Here is an 11,186-nt window from a genome sequence, read left to right on the forward strand (position 1 = left end):
ATAAAATCCAGATTTATTCATTATGCACCAGCCGGGCAAAATGCCGACAAATACAAATAAAAAAGGCGGATGTCGCTTACGCTAATCCGCCCTACAGGTATCGGGTTACTTACTTAGTAACGTCAGCACCAAACCATTTTTCAGAAAGCTTGGCCAGAGAACCATCTTTCTGCATTTCAGCGATACCTTTGTTGATCGCTTCAACCAGGTCTTCATTGCCTTTACGTACCGCAACACCCGCTTCCTGACGAGAGAATGGAGCACCCGCTACAGCCAGGGTATCTTTGGTTTTCTTCACCAGATCCAGCGCCGCCAGGCGGTCAACCAGAATGGCATCAATACGGCCTACGCGTAGATCCTGATATTTAGTTGGGTCATCATCATAAGTGCGGATATCCACGCCCTGCACATTGGCACGTAACCATTCTTCATAGTTTGTCCCAAGGCCCACCCCCACTTTTTTGCCTTTCAGGGAATCAGGCCCGGTAATGCTGCCTTCATTGCCTTTTTTCACTAGCGCCTGAATACCGGAAACGGTATATGGCGTTGAGAAATCATATTTTTGCTTACGCACATCGGAAATCGTGACCTGATTAATCACCACATCGATGCGTTTGGAGTCCAGTGACGCCAGCATGCCGTCCCATTTCGTCGGCTTAAGCGCGGCTTTTACGCCCAGGTGCTGTGCCAGTTGTTCTGCAAATTCCACTTCAAAACCGGTCAGTTTGCCATCATCACCCTGAAAGCTAAACGGAGGGTAGGTTCCTTCCAGGCCAACCAGCAACGTGCCGCGTTCTTTGACTTTATTGAGTAAGTTTTCCGCCGCAAACGTCTTCACACTCGCGCCAGCTACCATTGCCACAGCCAGCACGCCCATCAGCGCCTGACGCCCCACCATTGCTAGTTTCATAGATACCCCGAATGTCGATAATTTGATGTAGTGTAACGACTTAATATAATGAATCAAAACCACTACGTTACAACTTATGCCGTTTTAATATATACCTTAATCTTTTAAGTTGCAGGCGTGTTGGCTGCTCTCGCTTGCCGCCTTCCTGCATCCTGAGATCTTATGGGTAAATATCAGAAGTTGATTTATTTTCCTGGAAATGGGCACGGGTAGTTTGGTTCAGGGTCTGGAACTGCCCGTACTTGCGCAGTGCAATACGGTAATTATTGGTGCTGGTTGGCGGTAACCACTCTTCCAGGGAATCGTCGAAGAAAGCGTTAGCTGAAGTGGGAGAAGGGATATTTTGTTCAGCAAAATGATTACCCAGACGACGCAGGCGGACCACATATTCGCGGATGGTGCCGTGGCTCATCTCCGTTTGCTCGAACAGGTATTCTTTAAAGCCAATGATATCGAAATAGTGCTGCTGCTCTTTGCAGTACAAATCACCGCAAAAACGGCACAGTGCCGCCCAGGACAGGCGTTCAGCCTGCCAGCCATTATCATCTATTAAAGTATCAAGTTGGGCGATGGCGGTTTTGCTGACAATTTCCCCCCCACGCGTAAGCGTGATTCTGTCGAGCAATTTTGCGCACTGCGCACAATGAGTTTGTGTGTGTTTAAAGTCTTTCAAATAACGGCTTAATGGCCGTTTTTTTAATTGCTGCACCGTCATTATGTAATCCCGATTATCTCGCCAGATACCCAACTAACTCGAGTCGCATCGCGCGGCAAGAGAACAAGTCCCGATACGCTTACATCAGTAAGTCATTCGGGCACGTGAACGCTGCCAACAAAGATGAAACCTGAAGTATGACGGGCATTTACAACTTACCGAGCTTCGTGCGTAAACGTTTAATCGCCTGGCTGTGCAACTGACTCACGCGCGACTCCCCCACTTCCAGCACCGCGCCAATCTCTTTCAGATTCAGCTCTTCCTGGTAGTAAAGGGTCAACACCAGCTTTTCACGCTCAGGTAACGCTTCAATTGCGCCCATCACACGCTCACGCAAATTCCCTTCCAACAATTGTTGAAGCGGGTTCGCCTGCTGATGCTCTTCAGTAATCAGTTCGATACTATCGCCATGCTCTTCACGCCACTCATCGTAAGAAAAGAGTTGGCTGTTATTGGTGTCGAGCAACATCTGACGGTATTCGTTGAGCGGGATATCCAACCGGTCGGCCACTTCAGTTTCGGTGGCGTTACGGCCCAGCTCTTGCTCCAGTTGACCAATTGCCTGCGCAACGCCGCGGGCATTACGCCTGACGCTGCGGGGCACCCAGTCACGGCTGCGCAACTCATCAAGCATCGCCCCACGGATGCGCTGCACCGCGTAGGTAGTAAATGCCGTTCCTTGCAGGGCATCATAACGGTCCACTGCGTTTAACAACCCGATGCCGCCCGCCTGTAGCAGGTCGTCAAGCTCCACACTCGCAGGCAGGCGTACCTGCAGGCGCAATGCTTCGTGACGCACCAGCGGTACATAACGCTGCCACAGCGAGTGTTTATCCATCACACCTTCAGCGGTATACAGTGAATTCACGATAAACAGCCCTGCGTTAGTTGAGTTATCGGCATGATTATCCGTTTCTGGAGGGGTTTTAATCGCAAGAATAGTGGGTGAAATGAGGGGTTATTTGGGGTTATGGGTAACAACCATAAAGAAAAAACCCCGCAAGCGCGGGGTTTGGTCAGGTTTGCGTGGATTAACGCAGCAGAGACAGAACGCCCTGCGGAACCTGGTTTGCCTGTGCCAGAACAGAAGTACCAGCCTGCTGCAGGATCTGAGCTTTAGACATATTGGAAACTTCAGTCGCGTAGTCAGCATCTTCGATACGGCTACGAGCAGAGGTCAGGTTGTTCAGGGTGTTACCCAGGTTAGTGATGGTAGAGTCGAAACGGTTCTGTACCGCACCGAGATCAGAACGCAGTGCGTCGACTTTAGCCAAGGCTGCGTCAAGTGCTTTCAGTGGATCCGCTGTTTTATCCGAAGCGGTTTGAGCATTAGCACTAATTTTGCCATCGGCATCTTTGTATGCTGCTTTACCTGAACCATTGGTAATAGAACCGTCATCCTGAACGTAGTAAGTAGCTACATTACTGTCAACCAATTCGCTTTTATCATTTTTATAGATAGCTGCGCCTGCACCAGCAGTAGTACCAGCCTTGACAACGCCATTAGTATCAACGTTATAGCCGGTACCAACTGTTGTAGTAAATGCTTTACCTTTTAAAGCATTTGTCATTGTTTCCGGGCTAAGTTGAGCGTTAGCAACATCAATTTTGCTTCCAGTACCACCAGCCAAAGTCAGTGTTGTGTTTGTTCCAGTAATTGCGACAGTAGCCGGAACCGCAGTACCACCACCATTTTTCTGGAGTTCAGACAGAGAGGCGCTAATAGTAGTACCAGTAGCTTTTGTTTTGGTTAAGTTACCAGTTGGGTCGATAAACAGTGCTGCGTTATCATCAGCTGCTGTCATTGAACCATCTTTGGCAATTAATACATCTTGTGTACTACCGCCAATGCTTACTGTAGCTTTTGTAACATCTCCAGCCTTTGGATTCAGATAGCTAACAACATCCGCAGCATCCAAACCATTTGCCGTAAACTCATAAGATTTACTTGTTGAGTTATAGGTATAAGTAGTGCTTGCTGGTGTTGACTGAAGCCCATTATCAATGGTAGCAGTAACTGCTTTACCGCCAGAAATACCAGCCAGCACATCACTTGAAGTAGCAGCAGCGTAACCAGCTGAACCAGTATATGTTTTACCAGCATCAGCAGTTTGGAAGCCTGCTGCCGCCAAGTCGGTTGTTTTAGCCAGGGTATTAGCCACACCACCTTTACCATTCACATTAAAGCCATTCAGGCCCAGAGTGCTGGAAGTAATTTCTTTCAGATCGATAGTGATGGTTTCGCCATCGTTCGCACCAACCTGAATTTTCATAGAGCTGTCGCCAGCCAGAACTTTCACGCCGTTGAACTGAGTTTGACCAGATACACGGTCAATCTCGCTCAAACGCTGGGTGATTTCATTCTGGATGGAATCCAAGTCAGACGTGGAGTTAGTGCCGTTAGTTGCCTGAACAGACAGCTCACGTACACGCTGCAAGTTGTTGTTGATTTCAGACAATGCGCCTTCAGTCGTCTGAGCGATAGAAATACCGTCGTTGGCGTTACGAGAAGCCTGAGTCAGACCTTTGATGTTTGCAGTAAAGCGGTTAGCAATTGCCTGGCCCGCTGCATCGTCTTTGGCGCTGTTAATGCGCAGACCGGAAGACAGACGCTCGATAGCGGTGCCCAGGGAAGACTGAGATTTATTCAGATTGTTTTGGGTCAACAGCGACAGGCTGTTAGTGTTGATAACTTGTGCCATGATTTTATCCTTATCAATTCACATTTTGTGGTTGGGCTGTTGCCCACGGTTTCTCACCGTCTACCCATGTATCGGCACACTATTTTCGAACTTTAGAAATATTTCACTTTTTAACTAGCCGCCGAAATAACCCGCAACGACTTCATTATTCCCGCCATTAAATACCGACAAATATCATTAAACTTTGCCGCTAAAGTGCCGATATCAACGTGAATAATTGTTAGTAATGAAAAGGGATTAATTAATGGCTAGCGTTTCTTCATTAGGCATCGGCTCCAATCTGCCGTTGAATACACTGTTAGATAACCTTACTGTCGCAGAAAAAGGCCGATTAACACCGATTACTGCTCAGCAGTCCAGCTACAGCTCAAAATTGACGGCTTATGGCACGCTCAAAAGCGCGATCGAAAAATTCCAGACTGCGAATACCACACTTAATGACGCTAACCTTTTTAAAAGCAGCACCGCCACCAGCAGCAATACAGATTTAGTTGTAAGCACCGGTGCGGGAGCCGCAGCAGGTAAATACACCATCAGTGTGACTCAACTGGCGCAGGCACAGTCTCTGGCAACTGGCGGAATTGCTAGTGCAACTGACAAGCAGAGCACCGTTTCATCTACCGACCGCACGCTAATCATTAACCAGCCAGGCCGTAAAGAACCGCTGGAAATCAAACTCAGCGATGATCAAACGTCACTGAATGGTATTCGTGATGCAATTAACGCCGCCGATGGTGGTGTTTCTGCAAGCGTCATTAAGAATAAAAGTGGTGAATTCCAGTTAGTTATCTCTTCAGCCGAAACAGGTGAAGATAAAGCCATGACGATTAGCGTCACAGGCGACAGTGAACTCAACGATCTGCTGGGTTATGATTCAAAGACTAAAACGGGCAAGCTGACTCAAACTATTGCTCCTCAAAATGCCCTATTAACCATCAACAATATCGAAGTAGAAAGCGGTAGTAACACCGTTAAAGATACTCCCGAAGGTGTCACGTTAACGCTGAATAAAGAAGTGACTAACGCAACGGTTACCGTCACTAAAAGCAATGATAAAGCAACCGCTGCCATCAAAGGGTGGGTTGATGCCTATAACTCCATGCTGGACACCTTTAGTTCTCTGACCAAGTACAGCGCGGTGGAAGCTGGTGCAGACCAAAGCACGGGCAACGGTGTACTGCTTGGCGACAGCGTGGTACGTACCATTCAGACGGGTATTCGTGGTCAATTCACAACTGGCGATACCGGCTCTAAATTCAGTACCCTTTCCCAAATCGGCATTGCTCAAGACCCAACTACAGGCAAGTTAAAGATCGATGACGATAAATTAACCAAAGCTCTTACAACTAACTCAGTAGACACCCAAAATCTTCTCGTCGGCGACGGCAAAACCACTGGCATCACTACTACTACTGCCAATCTGGTGAAAGACTATCTGGCAACCGATGGCATTATCGACAGCGCCACCACCAGTATCAACGCCACGCTAAAAAGCCTCACCAAACAGTATCTTGCCGTTAGTTCCAGCATCGACGACACCATCGCCCGATACAAAGCTCAGTTTACGCAGCTCGATACCATGATGAGCAAGCTGAACAACACCAGTTCGTATCTGACTCAACAATTCTCATCCAGCAGTTCCTGATAACAAGGGGTAATTATGTACAGCGCGCGGGGTACACAAGCATATGCTCAGATTGGTGTGGAAAGCGCCGTCATGAGCGCGAGTCCTCATCAATTGATTGTTTTGCTTTTTGATGGAGCATTAAGCGCCCTGGTCAGAGCTCGCTTGTTTATGCAGCAAGGAGAGCTGGCCGCGAAAGGGGAAGCACTGAGCAAGGCTATCAATATTATCGATAACGGCCTGAAAGCAGGGTTAGATAATGAAAAAGGTGGCGAAATCGCAGCGAATTTATCGTCTCTGTATGACTATATGATTCGCCGCCTGATGCTGGCCAATCTGCGAAATGATGTTGAAGCAATAGAAGAAGTTGAAGGGCTGCTCACCAACATTGCCGATGCCTGGAAACAGATCTCACCTCTGAATGCTGCGCGGGAGCCTGCCTAATGTCGCCGTATGTAGAACTGATCAGCCGCTGGCAGAACGTTGTGCTGTTAAGCCAGTCGTTGCTGGAACTGGCACAGCGTGGCGAGTGGGATCTATTGCTGGAACAAGAAGTCGCGTACCTGCAAGGCATTGAAACGCTCAATGCCAATCCGATTCCACCGGGAACGGCGAAAAGCGTGCAGGATATGTTGCAACAAAATCTTGAGCAAATTCTGGCTAACGAACAGGCGCTTAAAAATCTTTTACAGCAGCGCCTGGACGAACTTAGTGCGTTAATCGGCCAGTCATCACGCCAGCAAACGCTTAACCACACGTATGGAAGGTTATCAGGCCAGTTGCTGGTACCTGATGCACCACAATAATTTTCATTCGTTCAGTCATTCCCTCATAAGTTCAAAAATCTTCCATACTCCAGAGGTCAGCTAAATGACTCCTGGAGCGTGGACTCGATGAAAAACCCAACCTTATTGCAATTTTTCCATTGGTATTACCCCGGTGGGGGTCAGTTGTGGGCAGAAGTCGCCGAACGCGCGGCAACGCTCAATGATATCGGCGTCAATATGGTATGGCTGCCTCCGGCTTATAAGGGCAGTTCCGGCGGCTATTCGGTGGGTTATGACTGTTACGATCTTTTTGATCTCGGCGAATTTGACCAAAAAGGATCGGTGGCGACCAAATACGGCGATAAAGCGCAATTACTGGCAGCAATAAAAGCGCTCAAAGAAAACGATATTGCTGTGCTGCTTGATGTGGTGGTGAACCACAAAATGGGCGCTGATGAAAAAGAGCAGATTCGCGTTAATCGCGTTAACGAAGAAAACCGTAATGAGATAGACGATGAAGTTATCGAATGCGAAGCCTGGACGCGTTACACCTTCCCTGCCCGCGCCGGTCAATACTCGCAGTTTATCTGGGATTACAAATGCTTTAGTGGTGTTGACCACATCGAAAACCCCAACGAAGACGGTATTTTCAAGATAATTAACGATTACACCGGCGAAGGCTGGAACGACCAGGTTGATGATGAGTTGGGTAATTTCGACTATTTAATGGGCGAGAATATCGACTTTCGCAATCACGCCGTCACAGAAGAGTTGAAATACTGGGCGCGCTGGGTCATGGAAGAAACCGGCTGTAACGGCTTCCGCCTCGATGCGGTCAAACACATTCCGGCATGGTTCTACAAAGAGTGGATTGAGCATGTTCAGGAAGTAGCTGAACAACCGCTGTTTATTGTTGCTGAATACTGGTCACATGAGGTTGATAAACTTCAGGAATATATCGCGCAGGTTGATGGCAAAACGATGCTGTTTGATGCGCCGCTGCAAATGAAATTCCACCAGGCGTCAAAACAAGGTCGTGATTACGACATGAGCCAGATTTTTACCGGCACGCTGGTTGAAGCTGACCCCTTCCACGCGGTAACACTCGTTGCCAATCACGACACGCAACCGCTGCAATCCCTCGAAGCTCCCGTTGAACCCTGGTTCAAACCATTAGCTTATGCGCTGATTCTATTGCGTGAAAACGGTGTGCCAAGCGTGTTTTATCCCGATTTATTTGGCGCAAGTTACGACGATGAGGGTGGTGATGGCGAAACTTATCATATTGACATGCCGATAATTGAGCAGCTCGATGATTTAATTCATGCCCGTGAGCGCTTCGCCCACGGTGTGCAAACGCTCTGGTTTGATCACCCTAATTGCATCGCCTTTAGCCGCAGCGGCACCGACGAAAATCCCGGCTGTGTGGTGGTGTTATCAAATGGCGATGAAGGTGAGAAAAACATCACGCTTGGCGATAATTATGGCGGCAAAAACTGGCGGGACTATCTGGGTAACCGTGACGAAACCGTCACCACCGATGAAAAAGGTAATGCGACCTTTTCCTGCAATGGCGGAAGCGTCAGCGTGTGGGTACTGGAAGAGGTGTTATAGATTGGCTTAAACTTCCCTCTCCTTTCAAGGAGAGGGAATCATCACTTACGGTAATTTGCTATCGAGCGGGTTCTTCTGCAAATAATCAGCGCATTCTTGAGTCGGACGATCAACACGTTTCAGCGTCATACCGGCATATTCCAGCGTATCGCCTTCACGCTCAACGCTATAAACATCGCGTTTGTTCGTCACGTTATACCAGTCATCTGAACGCACAGTCAGTTTACCCGGCAGAGCAAGCACGCGCTGCCACTGGCGGCAATCCAGCGTATCCCCTTCCGGCGTGACCACAAGAGTCGCGATCGCTTCCGGGCTCACCATCTCACTTTGCGGGCCTTGCGACTGCCAGTAACCAGCAAGTCCTGCAGGCGCTGGGGTTTTAACCACTTCGCGGTAATTATCAACCTGCACACAGCCGCTCAACGCCAGCAACACTGTCAATAATGCAATCTTCTTCATCATCTATCCCGACTGCGGAGAAAAAATAATTTTCGCATTAAAGCACTTAGCCCGCCAGTGTTTCAGCAACTTACCGAAAAACAGCACGTGATGATTATCGGCTACTCAACGCCAGTTTTGTCGCAAACAGCATAAACACGCCGCCGGTGGCACGGTCCATCCATTTCACGATAGCGGGGATCTTAAGCAGGTCTGAGGCATAACGCGTTGCCATAATTAATGTTAATGACCAAAGCGTGCCTAAAACGACATGAATAGAGACCAACAAGAATGTCCAGATGATAGGTGAATGCCCTGCAGGTATAAATTGAGGCAAGAATGAAACGTAGAATATACCGATTTTTGGGTTTAATACGTTTCCGAGCATCCCTCTTAAAAACCAATTACTTGAGGCAGGACGTTCAAGCTGATTAGAATCAAATGTTTGGCGAGGTCTGAGAAGGAGCTGTATCCCCAGCCAGAACAAATACGCAGCGCCACACCACTTGAGAATATCGTAAGCCAACTCAGACGCGGCAAGTAGCGCCCCCAGGCCAAAAGCAACTATAGCGCCCCAGATAAAACAGCCGGTATCGATACCCAGTGCAGCCTGAAAAGCCTTTTTACCACCTTCGACGGTAGCCGTCCGCAGGATGAGTGCGGTATCAAGCCCAGGAGTCAGCGTTAAGAGAAGTGCAGCAATAGAGAAAGCAAGAAGTGAATCCGCAACAGACATTTTCTATCTCCGAAAGAGCGGATGTTACTGAAAAGTTAACACTCGCACAATTGAAACCTATTCAACTCATAGTGACTTTTTATGATTATTCTCGCCTTCGCCGTTCTGGTGTACTCCCCCGCCAAAGCAAATCTTTTACCAGACTCAATGGCGAGTTGCAGATTATGAATTAAGATTATTCTTATAAATCTTAAACGGAATATCGCCATGCGTGATTTCTTTTCCACATTAAAATATGACTTAAAAATCAACACAGCCAAATCCAAACTCATTATTTTAATTTTCAGATTGGCCACTATTCACGCCAAAACAAAGGCGCTTTACCCGCTTTCGCTGATGTTTGTGATACTCAATAGGGTTATTAATGAAGGTCTGTTTGGGGTTGAGCTCTCTTACCATTTAAAAATTGGTAAAGGCTTTAAAATCTGGCATGGCAACTCGATGATTATCAACAGAAGTTGTGTGATTGGAGAAGGATTTACCATCAGGCAGTTTTGCACCCTTGGTAGCAATAAAAATGGTGTCGACATCAAATTTAAAGTGGGAAACAACGTCAATATGGGTGCCCATTCCTGCATCATTGGCGACGATATAGAAATTGGCGACAACGTGACTATAGGCGTAGGCACACTGGTTTTAAAAAGCGTCCCGTCTAATAGCACGGTCATTTCCAGTAATAAAATGGTTATTATAGAAAAGTCTGAAACGTTAACGGTTTAATTAAACAGGGCAATACCCAGTAAAAACTTTTGATTGCTGGCAGGCTAAATAGAAAAGGCCGACAAGTGTCAGCCTTTGGAATAATCCTGGTTACTTCTGCACTTCTATACATTTTCCTGCGGATGGGGCCTGGACAGTACCGTAACTTCTATCAGAAATTCCCTTCATCACCTCTTTTAAGGTGAGCTCGCAAACCTCCATGCTCGGCATGGGGGTCACGTTCCATGACACATTACTCGTATAACCTGACGCCAGAAGCATAAAATAATAAACAGTTGCCACTATACCCCCTATAAACTATTGCGGATTATGTAAATGGAACTAAGAAGCAGCAAGCTATTTATTACTTTTAAGTAATTTTTAAGAAATTAATGACAAAAAAATTAAGATTATCGTGGGTGAGTAAAGATAAAAATTAACAAACCCACAAACTTTTCGCAGCAACACTTCTACATAGAGCGTAATGTATTGACCCACGCTTGTCGTTTTTTAGTGATAAAACTGTGTGTTTATATTTTATATATCAAATAGATCAAGCAACTAAACCTGCATGTTCATCACTTCCTGGTAGGCCGACACCATCTTGTTACGCACCTGAATCCCCATCTGTAACGAAACGGACGATTTTTGCAGATCGACCATCACATCATTTAGTGCAACACCAGGTGTTCCCAGGGCAAATTTTTCAGCCTGGGTACGCGCAGCGGTTTGTGTTTCGCTGATTCGACCAAGGGCTGCCTGCAACTCACCGGCAAAACTTACTTTAGGCTCGTTATTTTGAACCGGATTTCCCGCCGACAGCGCGGTTGCCTGCAACTGCGTGAGAACGCCTTCAATGCCCTGAATTGCCATTTTTCTGCCCCAGTGATTTTTAACGCGGCAAGATTACCACCTTGTCAATAGGACAAAGGCGGTAATTAGCGTCAATAAATAGAGCTAATTCAGCCATCGAAACTTTTG

12 protein-coding genes are annotated in these 11,186 nt (G+C 47.2%); 5 read left to right on the plus strand and 7 right to left on the minus strand.

Annotated elements, in window-relative coordinates:
• Positions 1–109: 109 nt before the first annotated feature.
• From tcyJ to M979_RS09200, 4 genes are all read right to left on the minus strand, one after another.
• Positions 110–910, minus strand: a complete 801-nt coding sequence (gene tcyJ, locus M979_RS09185) for a cystine ABC transporter substrate-binding protein (RefSeq protein WP_064554594.1) — start codon at positions 908–910, stop codon at positions 110–112.
• Positions 911–1,070: 160 nt separating this feature from the next.
• Complete coding sequence (gene fliZ / locus M979_RS09190; RefSeq protein ID WP_064554596.1) at positions 1,071–1,625, minus strand: flagella biosynthesis regulatory protein FliZ; 555 nt, start codon at positions 1,623–1,625, stop codon at positions 1,071–1,073.
• A 148-nt stretch (positions 1,626–1,773) separates the two neighbouring features.
• On the minus strand, positions 1,774–2,493 hold the full coding sequence (locus M979_RS09195) for an RNA polymerase sigma factor FliA (RefSeq protein WP_034458187.1): 720 nt from the start codon (positions 2,491–2,493) through the stop codon (positions 1,774–1,776).
• 163 nt (positions 2,494–2,656) lie between these two features.
• Positions 2,657–4,327: a FliC/FljB family flagellin gene (locus tag M979_RS09200; RefSeq protein ID WP_064554598.1), complete on the minus strand. Its 1,671-nt coding sequence runs from the start codon at positions 4,325–4,327 to the stop codon at positions 2,657–2,659.
• Positions 4,328–4,571: 244 nt separating this feature from the next.
• Here M979_RS09200 and fliD point away from each other — a divergent pair, with 244 nt between their 5' ends.
• The 4 genes from fliD (at position 4,572) to amyA (ending at position 8,332) form a co-directional block, all read left to right on the plus strand.
• Positions 4,572–5,972, plus strand: a complete 1,401-nt coding sequence (gene fliD, locus M979_RS09205) for a flagellar filament capping protein FliD (protein WP_064554600.1) — start codon at positions 4,572–4,574, stop codon at positions 5,970–5,972.
• A gap of 15 nt (positions 5,973–5,987) precedes the next feature.
• Entirely contained in the window at positions 5,988–6,395 is a 408-nt protein-coding gene (gene fliS / locus M979_RS09210; RefSeq protein WP_064554602.1) for a flagellar export chaperone FliS, read from the plus strand.
• Positions 6,395–6,757, plus strand: coding sequence for a flagella biosynthesis regulatory protein FliT (fliT, locus tag M979_RS09215; RefSeq protein WP_034458196.1), 363 nt, complete (start codon positions 6,395–6,397; stop codon positions 6,755–6,757). Before fliS ends, fliT begins: the two co-directional genes overlap by 1 nt.
• Before the next feature lie 87 nt (positions 6,758–6,844).
• Positions 6,845–8,332 (plus strand): alpha-amylase, encoded by a 1,488-nt coding sequence (gene amyA, locus M979_RS09220; RefSeq protein WP_064554604.1) that lies wholly within the window; start codon positions 6,845–6,847, stop codon positions 8,330–8,332.
• Positions 8,333–8,377: 45 nt separating this feature from the next.
• Here the strand turns inward: amyA and yedD are convergent, their stop codons facing one another.
• Both yedD and M979_RS09230 read right to left on the minus strand, forming a co-directional pair.
• Entirely contained in the window at positions 8,378–8,791 is a 414-nt protein-coding gene (gene yedD, locus M979_RS09225) for a lipoprotein YedD (RefSeq protein WP_034458199.1), read from the minus strand.
• A 94-nt stretch (positions 8,792–8,885) separates the two neighbouring features.
• Positions 8,886–9,506: a LysE family translocator gene (locus tag M979_RS09230; protein WP_064554606.1), complete on the minus strand. Its 621-nt coding sequence runs from the start codon at positions 9,504–9,506 to the stop codon at positions 8,886–8,888.
• A gap of 207 nt (positions 9,507–9,713) precedes the next feature.
• Here M979_RS09230 and M979_RS09235 point away from each other — a divergent pair, with 207 nt between their 5' ends.
• On the plus strand, positions 9,714–10,226 hold the full coding sequence (locus M979_RS09235; RefSeq protein WP_051880679.1) for an LbetaH domain-containing protein: 513 nt from the start codon (positions 9,714–9,716) through the stop codon (positions 10,224–10,226).
• 540 nt (positions 10,227–10,766) lie between these two features.
• Here M979_RS09235 and fliE read toward each other — a convergent pair.
• Positions 10,767–11,078 (minus strand): flagellar hook-basal body complex protein FliE, encoded by a 312-nt coding sequence (fliE, locus tag M979_RS09240; RefSeq protein WP_064554608.1) that lies wholly within the window; start codon positions 11,076–11,078, stop codon positions 10,767–10,769.
• Positions 11,079–11,186: the final 108 nt, after the last annotated feature.

The sequence above is a fragment of the Buttiauxella noackiae ATCC 51607 genome (assembly GCF_001654865.1).
In the GTDB taxonomy this organism is placed as follows: domain Bacteria; phylum Pseudomonadota; class Gammaproteobacteria; order Enterobacterales; family Enterobacteriaceae; genus Buttiauxella; species Buttiauxella noackiae.

Excerpts from the sequence above, each read along its gene's own strand:
- fliE (WP_064554608.1), bottom strand. The coding sequence starts at position 11,078 with ATGGCAATTCAGGGCATTGAAGGCGTTCTCACGCAGTTGCAGGCAACC.
- yedD (WP_034458199.1), bottom strand. The coding sequence starts at position 8,791 with ATGAAGAAGATTGCATTATTGACAGTGTTGCTGGCGTTGAGCGGCTGT.
- fliZ (WP_064554596.1), bottom strand. The coding sequence starts at position 1,625 with ATGACGGTGCAGCAATTAAAAAAACGGCCATTAAGCCGTTATTTGAAA.
- M979_RS09235 (WP_051880679.1), top strand. The coding sequence starts at position 9,714 with ATGCGTGATTTCTTTTCCACATTAAAATATGACTTAAAAATCAACACA.
- amyA (WP_064554604.1), top strand. The coding sequence starts at position 6,845 with ATGAAAAACCCAACCTTATTGCAATTTTTCCATTGGTATTACCCCGGT.
- M979_RS09200 (WP_064554598.1), bottom strand. The coding sequence starts at position 4,327 with ATGGCACAAGTTATCAACACTAACAGCCTGTCGCTGTTGACCCAAAAC.
- fliD (WP_064554600.1), top strand. The coding sequence starts at position 4,572 with ATGGCTAGCGTTTCTTCATTAGGCATCGGCTCCAATCTGCCGTTGAAT.
- tcyJ (WP_064554594.1), bottom strand. The coding sequence starts at position 910 with ATGAAACTAGCAATGGTGGGGCGTCAGGCGCTGATGGGCGTGCTGGCT.
- M979_RS09230 (WP_064554606.1), bottom strand. The coding sequence starts at position 9,506 with ATGTCTGTTGCGGATTCACTTCTTGCTTTCTCTATTGCTGCACTTCTC.
- fliT (WP_034458196.1), top strand. The coding sequence starts at position 6,395 with ATGTCGCCGTATGTAGAACTGATCAGCCGCTGGCAGAACGTTGTGCTG.
- fliS (WP_064554602.1), top strand. The coding sequence starts at position 5,988 with ATGTACAGCGCGCGGGGTACACAAGCATATGCTCAGATTGGTGTGGAA.